General features: G+C 39.7%; 16 protein-coding genes and 1 tRNA gene. 8 read left to right on the forward strand and 9 right to left on the reverse strand.

Annotation, left to right across the window (positions count from 1 at the left end; all coding sequences use genetic code 11):
- Positions 1-32: 32 nt before the first annotated feature.
- The 5 genes from ACF8D3_RS12735 to ACF8D3_RS12755 form a co-directional block, all read right to left on the reverse strand.
- The gene (locus tag ACF8D3_RS12735; RefSeq protein ID WP_004877331.1) at positions 33-788 is read right to left on the reverse strand and encodes a hypothetical protein; all 756 of its coding nucleotides are present in this window, start codon (positions 786-788) and stop codon (positions 33-35) included.
- A gap of 199 nt (positions 789-987) precedes the next feature.
- A complete protein-coding gene (locus ACF8D3_RS12740; RefSeq protein WP_392471733.1) occupies positions 988-2,148 on the reverse strand; it encodes a nucleotide sugar dehydrogenase in 1,161 nt (386 codons plus the stop codon).
- A gap of 141 nt (positions 2,149-2,289) precedes the next feature.
- A complete protein-coding gene (locus ACF8D3_RS12745) occupies positions 2,290-3,216 on the reverse strand; it encodes a branched-chain amino acid transaminase (protein ID WP_004877335.1) in 927 nt (308 codons plus the stop codon).
- 29 nt (positions 3,217-3,245) lie between these two features.
- Positions 3,246-5,996: a bifunctional [glutamate--ammonia ligase]-adenylyl-L-tyrosine phosphorylase/[glutamate--ammonia-ligase] adenylyltransferase gene (glnE, locus tag ACF8D3_RS12750; protein WP_392471734.1), complete on the reverse strand. Its 2,751-nt coding sequence runs from the start codon at positions 5,994-5,996 to the stop codon at positions 3,246-3,248.
- A gap of 72 nt (positions 5,997-6,068) precedes the next feature.
- Positions 6,069-7,340, reverse strand: coding sequence for a sensor histidine kinase (locus ACF8D3_RS12755; RefSeq protein ID WP_392471735.1), 1,272 nt, complete (start codon positions 7,338-7,340; stop codon positions 6,069-6,071).
- Between the two features lie 302 nt (positions 7,341-7,642).
- Between ACF8D3_RS12755 and ACF8D3_RS12760 the strand changes: the two genes are divergently transcribed.
- The 8 genes from ACF8D3_RS12760 (at position 7,643) to secF (ending at position 15,462) form a co-directional block, all read left to right on the forward strand.
- A tRNA-Leu gene (locus ACF8D3_RS12760) sits at positions 7,643-7,729 on the forward strand.
- Positions 7,730-7,793: 64 nt separating this feature from the next.
- Positions 7,794-8,831, forward strand: coding sequence for a tRNA preQ1(34) S-adenosylmethionine ribosyltransferase-isomerase QueA (gene queA / locus ACF8D3_RS12765; RefSeq protein ID WP_392471736.1), 1,038 nt, complete (start codon positions 7,794-7,796; stop codon positions 8,829-8,831).
- A 299-nt stretch (positions 8,832-9,130) separates the two neighbouring features.
- Positions 9,131-10,159 (forward strand): hypothetical protein, encoded by a 1,029-nt coding sequence (locus ACF8D3_RS12770; protein WP_392471737.1) that lies wholly within the window; start codon positions 9,131-9,133, stop codon positions 10,157-10,159.
- Between the two features lie 79 nt (positions 10,160-10,238).
- Positions 10,239-10,808 carry a LemA family protein gene (locus tag ACF8D3_RS12775; protein WP_392471739.1) on the forward strand — a complete coding sequence of 190 codons (570 nt, stop codon included), beginning with the start codon at positions 10,239-10,241 and terminating at the stop codon, positions 10,806-10,808.
- 162 nt (positions 10,809-10,970) lie between these two features.
- The gene (gene tgt, locus ACF8D3_RS12780; RefSeq protein ID WP_019383704.1) at positions 10,971-12,101 is read left to right on the forward strand and encodes a tRNA guanosine(34) transglycosylase Tgt; all 1,131 of its coding nucleotides are present in this window, start codon (positions 10,971-10,973) and stop codon (positions 12,099-12,101) included.
- 99 nt (positions 12,102-12,200) lie between these two features.
- Complete coding sequence (gene yajC / locus ACF8D3_RS12785) at positions 12,201-12,530, forward strand: preprotein translocase subunit YajC (protein WP_004877347.1); 330 nt, start codon at positions 12,201-12,203, stop codon at positions 12,528-12,530.
- 51 nt (positions 12,531-12,581) lie between these two features.
- The gene (secD, locus tag ACF8D3_RS12790; RefSeq protein ID WP_004877349.1) at positions 12,582-14,483 is read left to right on the forward strand and encodes a protein translocase subunit SecD; all 1,902 of its coding nucleotides are present in this window, start codon (positions 12,582-12,584) and stop codon (positions 14,481-14,483) included.
- 10 nt (positions 14,484-14,493) lie between these two features.
- On the forward strand, positions 14,494-15,462 hold the full coding sequence (gene secF / locus ACF8D3_RS12795) for a protein translocase subunit SecF (RefSeq protein WP_004877351.1): 969 nt from the start codon (positions 14,494-14,496) through the stop codon (positions 15,460-15,462).
- Between the two features lie 67 nt (positions 15,463-15,529).
- Here secF and ACF8D3_RS12800 read toward each other — a convergent pair whose 3' ends face one another.
- Genes ACF8D3_RS12800 through ACF8D3_RS12815 form a run of 4 tightly spaced genes read right to left on the reverse strand, consistent with a single transcriptional unit; the run spans position 15,530 to position 18,601 of the window.
- Positions 15,530-16,183 (reverse strand): 4'-phosphopantetheinyl transferase superfamily protein, encoded by a 654-nt coding sequence (locus ACF8D3_RS12800; protein WP_007482674.1) that lies wholly within the window; start codon positions 16,181-16,183, stop codon positions 15,530-15,532.
- A 20-nt stretch (positions 16,184-16,203) separates the two neighbouring features.
- A complete protein-coding gene (locus ACF8D3_RS12805; RefSeq protein WP_004877358.1) occupies positions 16,204-16,638 on the reverse strand; it encodes a hypothetical protein in 435 nt (144 codons plus the stop codon).
- Between the two features lie 14 nt (positions 16,639-16,652).
- Positions 16,653-17,876 (reverse strand): beta-ketoacyl-ACP synthase, encoded by a 1,224-nt coding sequence (locus tag ACF8D3_RS12810; RefSeq protein ID WP_007482676.1) that lies wholly within the window; start codon positions 17,874-17,876, stop codon positions 16,653-16,655.
- Positions 17,876-18,601, reverse strand: coding sequence for a 3-ketoacyl-ACP reductase FabG2 (locus ACF8D3_RS12815; RefSeq protein WP_257735930.1), 726 nt, complete (start codon positions 18,599-18,601; stop codon positions 17,876-17,878). The genes ACF8D3_RS12810 and ACF8D3_RS12815 overlap by 1 nt, the downstream gene beginning before the upstream one ends.
- Between the last annotated feature and the right edge of the window lie 9 nt (positions 18,602-18,610).

The raw sequence follows: 18,610 nt of genomic DNA on the forward strand, positions 1-18,610 counted from the left end.
TCAAACTCGACCTTTTCCAATATGATTAAGGCTTATTGCCAAGCATCTTTAATCCAGTCCGATGGCAGTACATAGCGATACCACTTACCACCACCACCACTGACTGCATCAGGCGGATTAATTTCACCATGGAAAATAATAATTTTGGCATTTTGAGGTTTTACAGGTGGTTTGAAATAAGCCAATGGAATCTTTTGTAAGCAGTGATATTTATAACTTTTACACCAGTCTTTGTTCCAATAACTCAGCTTACCTTCTTTATGCACAAACCAAGAGAGGTACTCTTGTTCATTACGGAATTTTTGGCGAACCTCATCAAAGTGTTCACGGAAATACGGCAGAATTTCAGGGAAAGCACCTAGTTTAAAACGGTAAACTGAACTATTTCCTGTAATACGCCAAGGTCGTTTCCAGTCATGAATCACCAAAAACTCACCTTTTTCTTGGAAGAAACAATCGATGTTATCGACAATCACCACATCCAAGTCTAGAAAAAGCGCATTACCTTTTAAGCCATAAAGATCAGGTTCAAAAGTTGAAAGTTTATTCCAACCACGCTCAGGGCTACCCTCAGGCAGATCAAGTGATGGAATCGGAAAACATTGGATATTAGGATCAATTCCTTCAGTGCGGTCTGTTAGACAAACCATTTTAAAAGGCAAAGTAAGATGACGTTTAACCATGTTGTATAAACGATTGACATATTCTGCGCCATACTTGGTTCCCCATTTCATGCACAAAATAACATTGTCTTCATGAGTTGCCGAATTTTGTTGAATGTCTACCATCTGCTAACCTTAATGCCTTAGATATTATTTTGCTCAAGCATTTGGTAGCCAAAGCGAAAAAATAATATGCACTGAATGTGAGGCTATCTTAGCATAGACCTTATATTATTTTTTATTATTAATTCGTCAAACCCTTATAGTCTGTCGGTATTTCACCAACAGACTATACAAATAAAAACTTAATCAAAATTGAGAAAGCTTAATTAATGCCAAATAAATCTCTGGTATAAATTTTTTCCATCACATCACAGAACATCGGTACCATTCGATTTACGATAATCAAATCTGACATTGCTTTAAATTTTTGTAAGCTCGAAATAACAGGATGACCTAGATACTCTTTCACATCCAAGGTTGGCTCATAAATCACAACGCGGATTCCCTCATCGGCTAAACCTTGTAGTACATCATGCACAGCAGACTCTCTAAAATTATCAGAATCAGCTTTCATCGTCAGTCGATAGATTCCAACGCAAGAGACTTTTCGGCTTAAAATATCCGCAATAATCGCCTGTTTACGGGTCTGATTTGAGCGAATGATCGCGGAGATTAATTCCTGAGGTGTATCGTGATAATTCGCCAACAACTGCTTAGTATCTTTAGGTAAGCAATAGCCACCATAACCAAAGGATGGATTATTGTAATGATCACCAATCCGAGGATCTAAACCAACCCCAGTCGTAATATCCAAAGCACTTAATTTGTTTTTTATACAGTACGTATCAAGCTCATTAAAGAAAGCGACACGCATGGCCAAATAAGTATTGGAGAAAAGCTTAATTGCTTCAGCTTCGGTAGAATCCACACACAATAACACGGCGTTCTTTTCTACCGTCGCTTTCAAATATAACTTGGCAATCTTTTCAGCGCGTTTTGACTTTTCGCCCACAATAATTCGCGAAGGATATAAGTTGTCTTGTAAGGCTTGCCCTTCCCTTAAAAATTCTGGGGAGAAAATGAGGTTTTTAAGCTTTAACTTTTTAGAAATCTCTTTGGTATAACCAACAGGCACCGTCGATTTGATAATCATCAACGCCTTTGGATTTATTTTTTGGATATCATCAATGACCGCTTCGATACTTGAAGTATCAAAATAATTGGTTTCAGGATTATAGTTGGTGGGTGTTGCGATGATAATGAGTTTTGCATTTTGATAAGCAAATTCTTTATCGCATGTAGCCTCAATGCTGGCTTCAGTTAAGTAGTTTTGGATACAAGTATCACTGATAGGTGACACTTTTTGGTTAATGCTCTTTACCCGTGTTTTATCTATATCTAGTACAATCACATCATGTTGTTTGGAAAATAATAAGGCATTCGATAGACCTACATAACCCGCACCAACGACAGTAATTTTCATTCGATCTCTATTTTTTATTCGACTTAGAGACACCGTAATCAACTAAAATGAAAGATTGATGATGGTTTAATTGCAATCTTTTGACAAACCAGCAATAAAAAAGCGAAGCCTATGCTTCGCTTTTTTCAACATTTCAGTCATTTATTTGATATAAGTCAACCAATCTGCATATTTATCATTACGACCTTGAACAGCATCAAAGAATGTTTTTTGAATTACTGTTGTGATAGGACCACGAGAACCGCAACCAATTTCACGGTCATCATATTCACGGATAGGCGTAACTTCAGCAGCCGTACCTGTAAAGAATGCTTCATCAGCAATATAGAATTCGTCACGCGTAATACGACGCTCAACGACTTCATAACCAAGATCTTTGGCAATCGTAATCACTGTTTGGCGGGTAATCCCCTCAAGTGCACCACCTGCCAAATCTGGAGTATGTAATACGCCATCTTTGATCAAGAATACGTTTTCACCAGCACCTTGGCAGACAAAACCTTGTGGATCAAGCAACATCGCTTCATCATAACCCGCACGAGCAACTTCTTGGTGAGCCAAGATCGAGACTGTATAGTTACCACATGCTTTTGCTTTACACATCGTCACGTTTGGGTGATGGTGCGTAAACGAAGATGTTTTAACGCGAATGCCACGAGCCATCGCTTCTTCACCAAGGTAAGCACCCCAGCCCCATGCAGCAACAGCAGCATGAACAGTATTTTCAGTTGCAGCGATACCTAATTTTTCAGAACCAATCCAAATCAATGGACGTAGGTAACAAGAAGCTAACTTATTTTCACGCACGACATCAATTTGTGCTTGTTCTAAAGTCGCTTGATCAAATGGAACATTCATTTGATAAATTTTTGCAGAATTTAATAAGCGCTTTGTATGATCTTGTAAGCGAAAGATTGCTGTTCCATTTGGGGTTTCATAAGCACGGACGCCTTCGAAAACCCCCATACTGTAATGCAGAGTATGTGTTAAGACGTGAATTTTTGCATCACGCCAATCAACCATTTTTCCATCTTGCCAAATAAAACCATCACGATCAGCCAAATTCACGGCGCATACTCCAAACTTTTACTACACAATCATTCACTATCCAATGCAATTGTTGCGCTTGGATCAATTAACCTTTGCCATAACTTGCAAACGATCTCGCGGGTATCGTGCCAGTCCGCAGCATTAACTTGCATGGATTGATTTGCAAGTGCTAAACGGTGGCTCTCAGCTCGTTCACGGAGATAAGCATGTATCAATGCTGAGGCATCTTCACTTGATAAGCAGCCTGCTTGAGCAGCATCTTCTAAAATTCTTACATTGTCGGAAAAATGGGCGAGATCAGGATTCGTCCCACTCCATGCAAGCACTGCATACTGTGCCATAAATTCAATGTCAACGATACCACCTGAGTCCTGTTTTAAATGAAAAATCCCATGTTTTTTTTGTTCAGAAGATGAACCCAAATGATCTTTCATTTTCTGGCGCATTTTTAACACTTCTTCACGAACTTCATTTTCATCACGGACTTGTGTCAGGATCTGACAACGAACTTCTTCAAACTGCTGGCAAAGCATTGCCTCACCTGCGATTGAGCGCGCTCGGACAAGGGCTTGATGTTCCCATAACCAAGCACTTTTTTGTTGATACTGCTCATATGCTTTTAGACTGGTCACCAACATTCCCGCCTCTCCTGACGGCCTTAAACGTGTATCAATTTCGTACACACGACCATCTAAGGTTTGGGTTGTCATGAGTGACATGAATTTCTGTGCAACACGGATCGCAAACTCAGCACTACTGATGCTCTTTCGACCATCCGTTTCAGCTTGTTCTTCAAAAGCATGAATGAAGACTAAATCCAAATCTGAGCCATAGCCCAGTTCGATTCCACCGAGCTTGCCATAACCAATCACAGCAAAACCTTTTGCATCCAAGCTACAGCGCGCTCCTGTCGTACTCACAGGATAGCCATGTCGCTGTGCGACTGATTCATAGGCTAAATTTAAAGTCGCCTGCACACTCACTTCAGCAATATCTGTAAGTGCATCAGACACTTTCATCAATGGGCTTTCTGCAAGTACATCGCTCGCCGCGACAGTCAGCACATTACTCTTCTTAAATAAGCGGAGTACACGCATCTGATCTTCGACTTGATCAATTTCAATACGAAGTAATTGCTGACGTAAAGAATCTTCTAAATCCTGCCGTTGAGGTAATCCGAAATCCATCGATAAAAACTCATCCAGCAACACAGGATATTGCGCCAATTCTTCGCAAATCCAAGGACTTACTGTTGCCATTTTCACTAGACGCTGTAAAGCACCTCGGCTTTCCATCAGCATGACTAGATATACCGTTCGACGCAGCACTGATTCGACTAATGGCATCAATCTTAACAGTGCCATTTGCGGTTGATCTGACTGTAAAATCGCTTCAATCAAATGCGGCCAAAACTTTTTCAATCGCTCTAAAGCACTGGCAGGAATTTTCCTTAATGCTTGCCCATGCCAAAAGTTTTGAATGAGGTTCTTTGCATCGTCATCTAGTACAGCATCTAATTTCTGCTCAAGTTTTACAAAATCATCAATCGGTTCTGAAAATTCTTTTTCTTGAATTAATTGCTTAAACTGTACTTTGACTTTATCTCGCTTCTGATTCAACACATTAATGAAGGCAGTCCAATCCACAAAACCAAGCGTATCTAACATGCGCTGCCTTAACTCAGGCTCAGTTGGTAATGATTGTGTTTGCTGATCATTCAGCGCTTGAATTGCATGCTCAACACGTCTTAAAAACAGGTAAGCATCTTCCAAATCATCAACGGATTGTTGGTCTAAGAGTTCTGCTTCACCTAAATGATGCAAATTCGCTAAACATTGACGATCTTGTAATTCACGTTTTGAACCACCGTAAATCAATTGGAAGACCTGTACAATGAACTCAATTTCGCGAATGCCTCCTGCACCGAGTTTAATATCATCCTCAATATTACGACGCATGACCTCACGTTCGATCATGGCTTTCATTTCACGCATCGCAGCAAATGCTGAATAATCTACATAGCGGCGAAACACAAACGGACGTGCCATTTCCATCAAGTCAGCACCTGCTTTACCGCCAGTGATAACCCTTGCCTTGATCCAAGCATAGCGTTCCCATTCACGTCCGTGCTGGCTCAAATATTTTTCTAAACCCATATAGCTAATCGCGAGCGCAGAACCATCGCCCCAAGGACGTAAGCGCATATCTACACGGAATACAAAACCATCTGCGGTAATATGGTCGAGTAAATAGATCAGTTTCTGCCCCCATAAAATACAGAACTGTTGTACATCTATGCATTTTCGACCATTGGTCTCACCTTGTTCATCGAAGGCAAAAATAAGATCAATATCACTTGAAAGATTAAGTTCTTGTGCACCTAATTTCCCCATCCCGATAACAATCAGGTCTTGAACTTGCCCCTCATAACTGATTGGTTCTCCATGCTTGGCAACAAGTGGGATACGTGCAAATGCTTTTGCGGCACAAATGCTCGCATCGGCAAAATCAGATAATTCACGGGTTAAGGTCACCACATCGGTAAGCTGGTTAGCATCCTGCCAAATCCAACGAAACATCAAACGCGCTCTTAGGATACGTAGCGCTTTCATCCATACCTGTTCATCATTGATCTCTGCAACAGTTTCTTGGACTTTTTGATGGATGCTTTGTGTAGACAACGAGCAAAGAAATTGATCTTCTGAATAATCTTGTTCTAGTTGTGACTGGTATAGGTTTAAAACTTGTTCTGCATACTGACTTGCAACTAAGGTTTTTTGTAGCTGTTCCGCATTCATATAAAAAGGCTCTACCGATGTCATCTCATCGTGTTTAGTTATATCAGTTACAAGCTTATGTTTAAAATCTCTTTAGGCTAATTTTGCTTTACTTTTATGTTGATCTGTACATAAATCAACGTGTTCACGCTCAGCAGGCAATGTCACTTTAAATGTTGTCCCTTCACCATCCTTAGAAACCACATCAATCTCACCATGGTTGAGTTCAACAAAACGCTTACACAAAGACAAACCTAAACCGGCACCTTTCTCGCCAGCCGTACCTTTGAAACTCATGGTGATACGTGGTTGAAATAGATTTTGTATTTGCTCATCGGTCATGCCCAAACCAGAATCTTTTACGCTAATCTCGACCATTTCACCTTTATTTTGGGCTTGGATGTAAACTTTTCCAGAACCATCAATATCCGTAAATTTCAACGCATTTGACACAAGATTTTGAATCAAAGAAGTGATCATATTCATATCAGCATAGATTTTTAGGTTTTCATCTACTTGATTAATCAGTTGAATATTTTTCTTCAAAGCTAAGGTTTTTAAAATATCCGTCACAATATCTGTGATCTGTCGTAATTTAAAATTAATTGGGTGATAAACAAAACGCCCGCCTTCGGCCATCGCCCAATTCAACAAACTTTCCAATAAGTTGTAAGTGGACTGTGATGTGTCATAGAGGTAGTCAGCAATATTTTGAATACTAGACTCATCCAAAGTTTCGCGTTCTTTGGCTAAAATTTCAGAGAAGCCCAAGAGACCATGAAATGGTGCACGTAAGTCATGGGAAATGATCGAGAAAAACTTAGTTTTACTAAAATTTAATGCAGATTCTTGTTCATATAATTCTTTTAATTCATCATGATTTAGCTTTAACTCAAGCTGTTGCATAAAGTTTTTGCAATGTTCTTGAAGAAGTTGTTTTTGCGTTTCAGTAAATTCCAATACTTTTGTATCAAGTAGAATGAGATAACCTAAAGATGTTTGGTCAGAATGTCGCAAATGTACTGCGATGGCTGATTCCGCCTTGCATTTCAATGCATTGAGAAAACCAATCAATGTTGGATATTGTGAATGTGAATGGTCAATCAGATCATCGTTGACAAATAACGTATTTAAACTTTTTGTGATTTTCGCGGTATCAATTGCTTTTAATTTTTCTGAACAGCGATGCCATAAATAAGGTTCTTGGTGAAAGGCGAGTAAAGCTGTACTAGTCTGCATCAACTTGCGGTTAAATTGTAAGAATTGTTCAAGCGTGTTTTGGTCTGAGTTAAGACCCATAGAAAGAGATAGTTTACAAGCACTTAGCTTTTCGGCTTGCTGTAATTCTAATAATTGAATAGCCATGCACGCCTCTCGAATATTATCGTTATACCGTTGTTTACGTTTTATTTAAAAAAATGAGAAAACTATCACTTAGTATTAACAAACTTTAACAAAAAACGCAATTGTAGAATCAATCAATTCGCAACAAAACGTGAAATTTCATTAAAAATATCTCTCTAAAACAAAGAACTGAAAATAGGTATCACTTAAACTCTTCAATACCAACTGAAACAATTGATCTAAAATTCAACAACTACGAGCTTTACATGATTGACAAGACATTTAAACAAGGTAATATACGCAACACAAAGCATCGCACTCTTCCCGAGGTGGTGAAATTGGTAGACGCGGCGGACTCAAAATCCGCTGTCAGAGATGACGTGTCGGTTCGAGTCCGACCCTCGGGACCAGAATTTCAAAACCCCAAACTAGCACTAAAAGTTTGGGGTTTTTTCATATGTGGTAAAGAAAAATATGCAACTCTCCGACTTTTCTTTTGATCTTCCAGATGAACTTATTGCTCGCTATCCTCTAGATAGCCGTAGTGCATCACGCCTACTCCATATCGATGCAAACGGTCAGTATCACGACCACGCGTTTACCGATATTTTAGATCTATTGGAAGATGGAGACTTACTCGTACTCAATGATACAAAGGTCATGAAAGCACGATTAAAAGGAAAACGTGCTACAGGTGGTGCGATCGAAGTCCTCGTTGAACGTATGTTGGATACGCATACAGCGCATTGCCATATTAAATCGAGCAACTCACCCAAAGCTGGTGCAGAACTTTATATTGGTGATGATGCAGTTCCTGTAGCCGTACAAGGCCGCCATGAAAACTTATTTGTCGTTAAGTTTTCGCAACCTATTTTATCTGTACTTGATCAATATGGACAGTTACCGATTCCACCATATTTCAATCGTGAAGCTGAAGACATTGATACTGAACGCTATCAAACGGTTTTTCACGATCCTGAAAAAATTGCTAGTGTTGCAGCACCAACAGCAAGTTTGCACTTTGACCAAGATTTATTGGAAAAACTAGCTGCAAAAGGTGTGCAAAAAACTTTTGTGACATTACATGTTGGCGCAGGTACATTTATGCCTGTGCGTACAACTGACATTACCAATCACATTATGCATAGTGAATGGTGCGATGTACCACAAGCAACGATTGATTTGATTTTAGAAACCAAAGCTCGTGGAAATAAAGTAATTGCGGTAGGCACAACAGCAACTCGTGCCCTAGAAAGTGCGGCACAAGCAAATCAAGGACAAATTGCCGCTTGGACAGGCGATACGCAAATTTTTATTTACCCAGGCTATCAATTCTGTATCGTGGATCGTTTGATTACCAACTTCCATTTACCAGAATCGACCTTATTGATGTTGGTTTCAGCTTTGTCGAATCGCGACAATATTCTAGCGGCTTATAAACATGCTGTTGAGCAACGTTATCGTTTCTTTAGTTATGGCGATGCGATGTTGATTGACCAAGCAAAATTTTAAGAAGTTCTGCTTTAGTAATAAAAAACTAATTATAAATTTGCAAAAATACATTTCATAAAATTCACATCTTATCTAGCTTTCTAAGATTGGGAGCTAGATAAGTCTAGTGAAATAATTAAGTTATTTCGGAATAAATACGATGAGTTTTATAGATCAACTTAGCTGAACAATAAAAACAACTCCATATACTCTAATGAATTCGCCAAGTATAAAAAGCACGATTAAGACACTTCTTAGTTTCTGAAATTTAAAGCATAATCTAAATCATACAGATTTATTATAATGAACCGACTAATCCCATGCCGATCGACACAGTACAAGAAGCCTTACATATCAGACGTAAAAAAAATGCACAGGTTTTTCGAAATATTGCTCGACTTTGGGAAGCTGGACAAACGTCTCATAGTGATCAAGAGTTATTAGATAAATTACATCCTTGGCGAGAAGATCATAGTCTCCGTTTTTTTAATGTACTCCCCTATTTATTAGCCATTACCAGTATTAGCACTTTAGTTTTTGGCTTTTTTCTCCATCCACATATCCAATTTATATGGAGCTTTTTAGGTGCATTCTTCACAGGATTTTTAGCCTATCTGCTTTATGAATCGCAACAACCACTCAGACAAGTGATTCATTATCTTGAACAACGAATGATTGATTTACGCTATGGATTAAAGTTTCAACAACTTCCAGCATACCTTCCAATCCAAGCACAACCGATATTGGTTATCAGTCGATTAAAGCAATACTTCCCACTTTTCAATCGTGGGGATAAATCAAATGAAATCACCTATTACGCCTCTACAACATGGAATGATGGTGAAATTGAACATCAAGTCTTAGTGTTTAAATATCAATATGTCAGTGAAATGCCTATTTTTCAGGATAGTAATACTGATAAAAAAATCGTAAAAGAAATTGAAAAGGACTTATGGGGTGCATTCATCTTCCAAATGCCAGCACTCGGTATTGCTGTAAGCAATCAACGCTCACGATTCTTTGAACCGTATACGCGTTCTTGGCAAAGTAGCGATATTTTAATTAACCGAAAAATCAATATTTTTGGATGCGACCAACATCAACTCGCAAGAGAGGTTGGTCCAAGTATGACGCTCAAGTTAAATGATTTTTTTCAACATTTTAGTGGTGATTTAATTTATCATCATCAAGAGCAGATTCTTTGCTATGTGGGTGAACAAGACCTCTTTCAAACCACAAGTAAACGAGACGAAGTTCATGATATTCCGGCGTTGCGCGGTCATTTACGCACCATGACCATGCCTCAATATCAAAAATTTCAGCAACACATGCTTAACTTAATTCGCTAAATCCATTTCACTGTTTTCAACACAGTTGCTCTATTTTCAAAAGAGCGGATTTATAGCAATAACAATAAGGAGAACGACAATGATGGGCTTGCTCATTTTCTTGGGGATGTTTGTTGTATTGATTGTGTGGGGTATCAATATTCGCAATACGATTGTGCGTTACTTCAATGCCACTAAACGAGCTTGGTCAGAGGTTGCTAACTTTGAACGCCAAAAAGTAAAAACTTTAGAGGCTTTAGAAGCAACCTTGGCGCAATATACTCAATTTGAAAAATCAACTTTAGAAAAAGTTACAGAGCTTCGTCAGCAAATCCTTAATTTAAATGTTAATGATACTGATATTTCTCAACTACAAAGCATCGAAAAAATGAGTAAAGAACTCATCCGTAGCCTCAACGTCGTTGTAGAAAATTATCCAGAGTTAAAGGCTGATGCGCTTTACAGCAAAATGATGGATGACATTCAAGAGCAAAACGAAAATGTTGGTGCTGCGATTACAATCTTTAACCGTAATGTTGAGTTATTCAACAACCACATCCAAGTTTTCCCAAATAACCTGATCAATACACTGACATTATCGAAGAAAGAAATTCGCCCATTTAGGGATAATCTTGCGACTGAAAATTTTGACTATAAACCAAATTTTTAAACTCAAGTCCCATCATTCTAAAGCCAATTTAAGCCTCCACTTGAATTGGCTTTTTTATTTTTTGGTTATGGCTACATTTAGTAGTAGAACTACACGCCATAATCAAGGAAAATAGCCGTTTTTGATCAGCGAACTGTTTTTTCGCCTTGATGGATTGGTGTCATGCAATTTGAAAAATTAGGTCAGTCGGGGCGCGCCCGTCGTGGTCGACTCACTTTAGAACATGGTGTTGTTGAGACACCTGTATTTATGCCCGTTGGTACTTACGGTACTGTAAAAGGCATGTTGCCACGTGATATTGAAGAAATTCAGGCACAAATTATTTTAGGCAACACTTTCCATTTGTATTTACGTCCTGGCTTAGAAGTCATCAAAGAGCACGGCGGTCTGCACGAGTTTATCAAATGGGATAAACCGATTCTGACTGACTCAGGCGGCTTCCAAGTATTCAGCTTAGGTGCAATGCGTAAAATCAAAGAAGAAGGTGTAACTTTCCGCTCTCCTATCGATGGTTCAAAAGTGTTCTTATCTCCAGAAATATCAATGGAGATCCAACAGGTACTCAATTCAGACATCGTGATGATTTTTGATGAATGTACACCTTACCCTGCTACCCATGAAGAAGCACAAAAATCATTGCAGCTTTCTTTACGTTGGGCGAAACGCTGTAAAACACATCACCATGATGAGCTGAACAACAAAAATGCGTTATTTGGCATTATCCAAGGTGGGATGTATGAAGATTTACGCGATGAGTCGCTCAAAGGTCTTTTAGAGGTTGGATTTGATGGCTATGCGATTGGTGGCTTATCTGTTGGTGAACCAAAAGATGAAATGATCAAGGTGCTTGATTATTTACCGAATAAAATGCCACATGACAAACCACGTTATTTGATGGGTGTAGGTAAGCCCGAAGATATCGTAGAAGCAGTTCGTCGTGGCGTCGATATGTTCGACTGTGTGATGCCAACTCGTAACGCACGTAATGGTCATTATTTTGTCACCGATGGTCTGGTAAGAATTCGTAATAGTAAATATCGCCATGATAAAGGGCCTTTAGACCCACATTGTGATTGCTACACTTGTAAAAACTTTACGCGTGCCTATTTATATCATTTAGAGAAGTGCGGTGAGATGCTGGCATCTATGCTCGGCACAATCCATAACTTGCGTTATTACCAACGCCTTACACAAGGTATGCGTGATGCATTGGACAATGGCACTTTTGATGAATATGTTCAGGACTTTTATGCTCGTCGTGGATTAGAAGTTCCACCTTGCCCTGAAGATTGATGCATCAAGATTTGCGCCTAAACGCAAGACAAGGTACATTGCAAAACGAATTGGAATTTATTGTTAATTTTTTCGCTTTTATTTGATTAGGAAATTAAAATGAGCTTTTTCATTTCTACCGCTCACGCCGCTCCTGCAGCAGCACAAGGTCCAAGCTTAATGGCTAACATATTGATGATTGCTGTTTTCGTTGCAATCTTCTACTTCTTGATCTGGAGACCTCAAGCGAAACGTGCTAAAGAACACCGTTCTTTAGTTGAAAGTTTAGGCGTAGGCAGTGAAATCGTTTTTGCTGGTGGTTTAATGGGTAGAATCACTAAAATTGATGGTGATTTCGCTGTTGTTGAACTCAGCCGTGGTGTTGATGTAAAAATCCAACGTGCAAGTGTTATTTCAGTACTTCCTGAAGGCACTCTAAATAACCTTTAATCATAAAATAGTCGTGCCTTAGCACGACTTTTTCATTTAAGAAGAAAACGAATGCGTTACCCTGCATGGAAATATTTACTGATCCTTGTTGTTCTTGTGGTCAGTACGTTATATGCACTTCCTAGTTTGTATCCAGATGAACCTGCTGTCCAAATTTCAGGGGCAAAAGCAGGGACTCAGATTGATCAAACTGTGGTGCAAAAAGCTGAGCAGATTTTAAAAACTGCCAACATTAGCAGTCATGATAATAGCTTCACCAATAATGCGGCTTTATTACGTTTGGACACAACTGAGTCACAGTTAAAAGCGAAAGAAGTGTTACGCCGTGATTTAGGTGATGACTACGTGGTTGCTCTCAACCTTGCGCCAACCACACCTGAATGGCTGCAAAAGATTGGGGCTAAGCCGATGAAACTCGGTTTGGACTTACGTGGTGGTGTACATTTCTTGCTCGAAGTCGACATGGATAAAGCGATTAGTCAACGTTTAGAAACGTCTGCGACTGATCTGCGTCGTCAATTTCGTGATAACAAAATCAAATTTAACAATCTTGCTTTAAACAATAACACCATTACGGTTCAATTCGCGGATAGTGCTGATCGTGATGCTGCCGCAGACTTCTTACGTCGTAACGGTAATGAGTTTACTCAGCAATCAGTTGCAACGGCTAATGGTGCAACATTAAGACTCACTTACTCTGATGCACGTCGTCAGGAAATTCAGTCTTATGCAGTCAACCAAAACTTAACGACTTTACGTAACCGTATTAATGAACTCGGTGTTGCAGAAGCTTTAGTCCAAACTCAAGGTAATAACCGTATTGTGGTTGAACTACCGGGTGTTCAAGATACTGCTGAAGCAAAACGTGTCTTAGGTCGTACTGCAAACTTAGAGTTCCGTTTAGTTTCTGATAGTAATGATCAGTATATTGATCCATATTCTGGAAAATATAATGGTCAACCACTCCCTCCGGGTACTGAAGTTTTTGCTTATGAATCTTTAGACAGTGGTCGCCAACTGCTTTTAAATCGTAACCGTATCTTAACGGGTGAGCGCGTCCAAAATGCAAGCTCTGGCTTTAGCCAAGACTCTGGTGGTGCTGAGGTAAATATTACCTTAGACAGCGCTGGCGGTAAGCTGATGGCTGATGCGACACGTAATGCAGTTGGTAAACGCATGGCTGTTTTGTTTATTGAGAATAAACAAAAGATTAGCTATGTGAATGATCCACAAACTGGTACTCAAACTGAAGTTCGTACACCTTATACAGAATCTGTCGTGATTAATGCGGCAACGATTCAAGCAGTATTGGGTTCACAATTCCGAATCACGGGTCTTGACTCACCTCAAGAAGCAGCAGAACTAGCATTAATGTTACGTGCGGGTGCTTTAGCTGCACCAATGTACTTCGTTGAAGAGCGCGTAGTTGGCCCTAGTCTAGGTCAAGAAAACATTGATAAGGGTGTTCTTTCAACGCAAATCGGTTTCTTACTGGTTGCGATCTGGATGGTTGTGTTCTTCCGTGTATTTGGTTTGATCGCAAACTTTGCATTGGTATTTAACCTTGCAATGATTCTTACAGTAATGTCGTGGATTGGCTCTTCCCTCACCCTTCCGGGTATTGCGGGTATCGTGATTACCATTGGTATGGCCGTCGATGCAAACGTATTGATCTGTGAGCGGATACGAGAAGAGATTCTATGGGGCGCCTCGCCTAAACAGGCGATTGTCGCGGGTTATGATCGAGCCTATAACACTATTTTTGACTCGAACTTAACCACATTCCTTGTTGCATTCATCTTGTTTGCAATCGGTACTGGCCCAATTAAAGGCTTCGCTGTGACCCTCATGATCGGTATCGTCTGTTCAATGTTTACAGCGATTACGGTGACTCGTGCAATTGTACAAATCATTTATGGCAAACGTCGTGATTTGAAGAAGTTGAGCATTTAAGGAGATTGATATGACAAATCTGACTCAACAAGACTCAAAACAATACGGTCGTCCAGATGATTTAAAGATCATCCCTTTCATGAAGATTGCTAAACCAGCTGCAATCTTCTCGATCTTACTGACGATTGCTAGTATCTTCTTTATCGTAACGAAAGGTTTGAACTTAGGTTTGGACTTTACTGGTGGTATTTCTGCTGAATTGAATTACAAACAAGCAGTTCAACCAAGTCAAATTGTTCAAGCCTTGGATAAAGCGGGTTTTAAAGATGCGGTTGTACAAACGCTAGGAAGTAACACTGACCTGATCGTTCGTATGCCTGTTCAAGAAGATCTGCAAGTTGAAGACTTGAGTAATGCAATCACTACAGCTGTCCAACTACCAAACAATACCGTTGAAGTACATAAAGTCGATGCGGTGGGTGGTGCAGTCGGTAACGAGCTTTATGTTCGTTCAGCGGGTGCAGTTGCACTAGCATTACTTTTAATGCTGGTTTACGTCACTATTCGCTTTGAGTTTAAACTCGCGATGGGTGCTGTGATGTCGTTATTCCACGATATCATCCTTATCCTTGGTGCATTTGCTTTATTCCAATGGTCATTTGACTTAACCGTACTTGCTGCAGTTTTAGCAATTATAGGCTTCTCACTTAACGATAACATCGTTGTATCGGATCGTATTCGTGAGAACTTCCGTAAGATCCGTGGCGCTACACCAACTGAAATTGTGGATATTGCGTTAACTGAGACTTTACGCCGTACGATTCACACCTCTATGACATTATTACTCGTCGTACTTGCAATGTTCTTCATTGGTGGTGATGGTCTACACTGGTTCTCTTTAGCTATGATTATAGGGGTATTTGTCGGTACTTATTCTTCGATTTATATCGGTACTGCATTTGCTTTATGGCGTGGCTTGAACCGTCAAGACTTCATTGTACAAGTTAAACCTGAATTTGATGAAGAAGAGATTCCTTAAATCTAAACTTTATGATGATTCAAAAAATGCCAGCTTAATGCTGGCGTTTTTATGCTGGTTTTTATTTCTAATCTTGTTTGATTTTAATTTGTGGAAACTGAAATCCTCGACATGATGGCTCTGCACGCCAAGCCACTGTTACCACAATATTCTGATTTAAAATAAAATTTTGATATGCAAATGTTCCAATCATCGGATGAGTACACATTCCTCCATTTTGTTCAGGATGAACGTTTGTATTCAAACTATTTAAATCCAAACGAATACCCAAACCAGACGCTTTTAATATCGCTTCCTTGGTTGTCCAGACCTTAAACCAATATTCCCTGTCTTGTCCTTGCTGTTGCCAAGTTTTGTATTCATCTACATGAAAGGCATGTTGTGCAAAGGCATCAAATCTTATTTTCCGCCCTAATTCTTCAACATCTACACCAATATCTTTCACCTGTTGACTCATGACCAAAGCATAATATTCATGACTGTGAGAGTGATTAAAGTGAAGATGGTGAGATGATAAAAAAGGTTTACCATGCTCATGCTTAGAAAATATGAGTGTATTCTTATCACAATTCAATTGCTTTGCTAAAAGCTGATTACGATACGCCTGAATCTGTTCTTTTTTATAAACATTAAAATCACGAAAGCTAGGAAAGTCTGATTTAGTTTGAGTTAAAAGTTGAGCCAAAGCATGTATATGCAACTGAATCTCACGTGTCATCATTGGCTCAACTCAATCAAAAATTAGAACTTAACAATATCACCTTTTAAAGCAACGCCAGCCACAGCCATGCCCTTATGACATTCATAGGTAGTAGAGCTTTGATTTTCATTCTTTTTATAATAACTTACGATATTTGTTACAGCATTTGCACCACGTGCTTTTGCAGCCTTATCCAACTGAATAAGTGCCGAACGAAGCACCCAGTCACAAGCTTTTTCAGCTGATTTTCCGAAACCGTTGGTCTTTTGATTAGTCACAATTTCTTTTTCGAGAACTCGTCCGCCAGATTTATTCCCTTTCAAATAGAACTTCACGGAACCATCTAACGTACCATCAGCCACAGCTCGATCAACTGCTGATTTAAAATCAAAATGATGTACAGCATCCGCAGCATGAACTGATGCTGTAAAACCTGTTGTTAAAACTGCTGCTAAAAATATTTGTTTAATTGACATTCTTATGCCCCTTCTTATGTTCCACGTTTAAAAATAAGTGAGGTATTGATTCCCCCAAAAGCAAAGTTATTGCTCATCATAATATTGATATCGCTCACTCTAACTTGCTGAGTAATATAATCTAAATCACCACATTGTGGGTCAACTTCATCCAAATTCAAAGTTGGAATTAATTCTCCACGGTGCATCATTTCGATTCCTAACCATGCTTCAATTGCACCACAGGCACCTAAAGTATGACCAAAGTAGCTTTTGAGTGAGCTGATAGGTTTACGGCCTAATATACGAGCCGTCGCTTGGCTTTCGGCAATGTCACCTTGATCAGTTGAAGTTCCATGTGCATTCACATAGTCGATCTGACTCGCATCTAAAGCAGCATCTTTAAGCGCCATTTGCATACATTGCCCCATTCTCTCTGTATCGGGCTTGGTTACATGTTGTCCATCAGTATTACTGGCATAGCCTAAAATCTCAGCATAAATTTTGGCGCCGCGCTGTTTGGCATGCTCATATTCTTCAAGAATCAAACAGCCAGCACCTTCTCCAATCACTAATCCATCTCGCTGACTGTCAAATGGACGCGGTGATTTTTCAGGTTGATCATTCATCCCACTGGTTGCTAATAGAACATCAAAAACTGCAGCACCAGCAGCACTCAACTCCTCTGCTCCACCAGCAATCATTACCGTTTGTTTGCCATATTTAATGGCTTCATAAGCCTGCCCAATTGCCATTGATCCTGATGTACATGCACTTGAGGTTGGTAAGGTTAAACCTTTTAAACCAAAGTAAACCGTCATATTCACAGCACTAGTATGTGACATCATGCGGATATACGTTGTTGCATTGATCTTACTCATATCCTGATCAATCAACATATTGCCAAACTCACGAACGGCATCAACACTCCCAGCAGACGAGCCATACGCAACGCCAGTCTCCCCATTTTGTAAGACATCATTGCCAAGTAATCCAGCATCCTGCAAAGCATTTTCAGCACTAATCACCGACATCAATGCAACACGCCCCATACCACGGGTAACTTTACGATTAAAATGTTTAGCGATCTGAAAATTAGTCACTGGACCAGCAAGTTTAGTTCTGAGATCTGGATACTGTTCCCAATCAGGCATATAGCAAATACCACTTTTACCTTCATGAAACTTAAGAAAAATTTCATCCGCTGTTTCACCTAATGAGGTAATCCCAGCCATTCCTGTAACAACAACACGCTTCATTAAATTAAGCCCCCATTTACCGAAATCACTTGGCGAGTGATATAAGAAGCATCATCAGAACATAGGAATTTCACGACATTTGCCACTTCATCCACATGCCCCATGCGTTGCATCGGAATCATTTTTAAGGCATGTTGTTTTACTTCTTCTGTCACCATCTCTGTTTCAATTAAACCTGGAGCAACACAGTTTACGGTGATTTTGCGCTTGGCAAGTTCTAAAGCCAAAGCTTTGGTTGCACCAATCAAACCTGCTTTTGCAGCGCTGTAATTCACTTGACCACGATTCCCCATGACTCCCGAAACAGAGGATAACGTCACAATGCGTCCACCTTTGCGCAAATGAATCATTGGCATAATCAAAGGTTTGAGTACGTTATAGAAACCATCCAATGACGTCGAAATCACCTCATCCCAATCGTTATCGGTTAATGCTGGAAATGCCCCGTCATGCGTTAAACCCGCATTCAAGACAACGCCATAAAAGGCACTATGTTGTTCCACATCTTGTTCTAATATCGCTTTGACCGATTCACGTGCATTCACATCAAAAAGTAAATAATGGCTGCTTCGTCCTAGTTGCTGAATTTGTTCAACCACCTGTGCCGCTTCTGCCTCACGCGAACGCGCATGAATCGTGACATCAAACCCAGCCTGAGCTAATTGCAATGCAATTGCTTTACCTATGCCACGGCTTGAACCCGTCACCAATATTCTTCTACTCATTGTTATTCC

The sequence above is a fragment of the Acinetobacter sp. YQ_14 genome, from assembly GCF_043102985.1.
Classification (GTDB): Bacteria; Pseudomonadota; Gammaproteobacteria; order Pseudomonadales; family Moraxellaceae; genus Acinetobacter; species Acinetobacter venetianus.

Excerpts from the sequence above, each read along its gene's own strand:
- ACF8D3_RS12735 (WP_004877331.1), bottom strand. The coding sequence starts at position 788 with ATGGTAGACATTCAACAAAATTCGGCAACTCATGAAGACAATGTTATT.
- ACF8D3_RS12740 (WP_392471733.1), bottom strand. The coding sequence starts at position 2,148 with ATGAAAATTACTGTCGTTGGTGCGGGTTATGTAGGTCTATCGAATGCC.
- glnE (WP_392471734.1), bottom strand. The coding sequence starts at position 5,996 with ATGAATGCGGAACAGCTACAAAAAACCTTAGTTGCAAGTCAGTATGCA.
- ACF8D3_RS12755 (WP_392471735.1), bottom strand. The coding sequence starts at position 7,340 with ATGGCTATTCAATTATTAGAATTACAGCAAGCCGAAAAGCTAAGTGCT.
- queA (WP_392471736.1), top strand. The coding sequence starts at position 7,794 with ATGCAACTCTCCGACTTTTCTTTTGATCTTCCAGATGAACTTATTGCT.
- ACF8D3_RS12770 (WP_392471737.1), top strand. The coding sequence starts at position 9,131 with ATGCCGATCGACACAGTACAAGAAGCCTTACATATCAGACGTAAAAAA.
- ACF8D3_RS12775 (WP_392471739.1), top strand. The coding sequence starts at position 10,239 with ATGATGGGCTTGCTCATTTTCTTGGGGATGTTTGTTGTATTGATTGTG.
- tgt (WP_019383704.1), top strand. The coding sequence starts at position 10,971 with ATGCAATTTGAAAAATTAGGTCAGTCGGGGCGCGCCCGTCGTGGTCGA.
- yajC (WP_004877347.1), top strand. The coding sequence starts at position 12,201 with ATGAGCTTTTTCATTTCTACCGCTCACGCCGCTCCTGCAGCAGCACAA.
- secD (WP_004877349.1), top strand. The coding sequence starts at position 12,582 with ATGCGTTACCCTGCATGGAAATATTTACTGATCCTTGTTGTTCTTGTG.
- secF (WP_004877351.1), top strand. The coding sequence starts at position 14,494 with ATGACAAATCTGACTCAACAAGACTCAAAACAATACGGTCGTCCAGAT.
- ACF8D3_RS12800 (WP_007482674.1), bottom strand. The coding sequence starts at position 16,183 with ATGATGACACGTGAGATTCAGTTGCATATACATGCTTTGGCTCAACTT.
- ACF8D3_RS12805 (WP_004877358.1), bottom strand. The coding sequence starts at position 16,638 with ATGTCAATTAAACAAATATTTTTAGCAGCAGTTTTAACAACAGGTTTT.
- ACF8D3_RS12810 (WP_007482676.1), bottom strand. The coding sequence starts at position 17,876 with ATGAAGCGTGTTGTTGTTACAGGAATGGCTGGGATTACCTCATTAGGT.
- ACF8D3_RS12815 (WP_257735930.1), bottom strand. The coding sequence starts at position 18,601 with ATGAGTAGAAGAATATTGGTGACGGGTTCAAGCCGTGGCATAGGTAAA.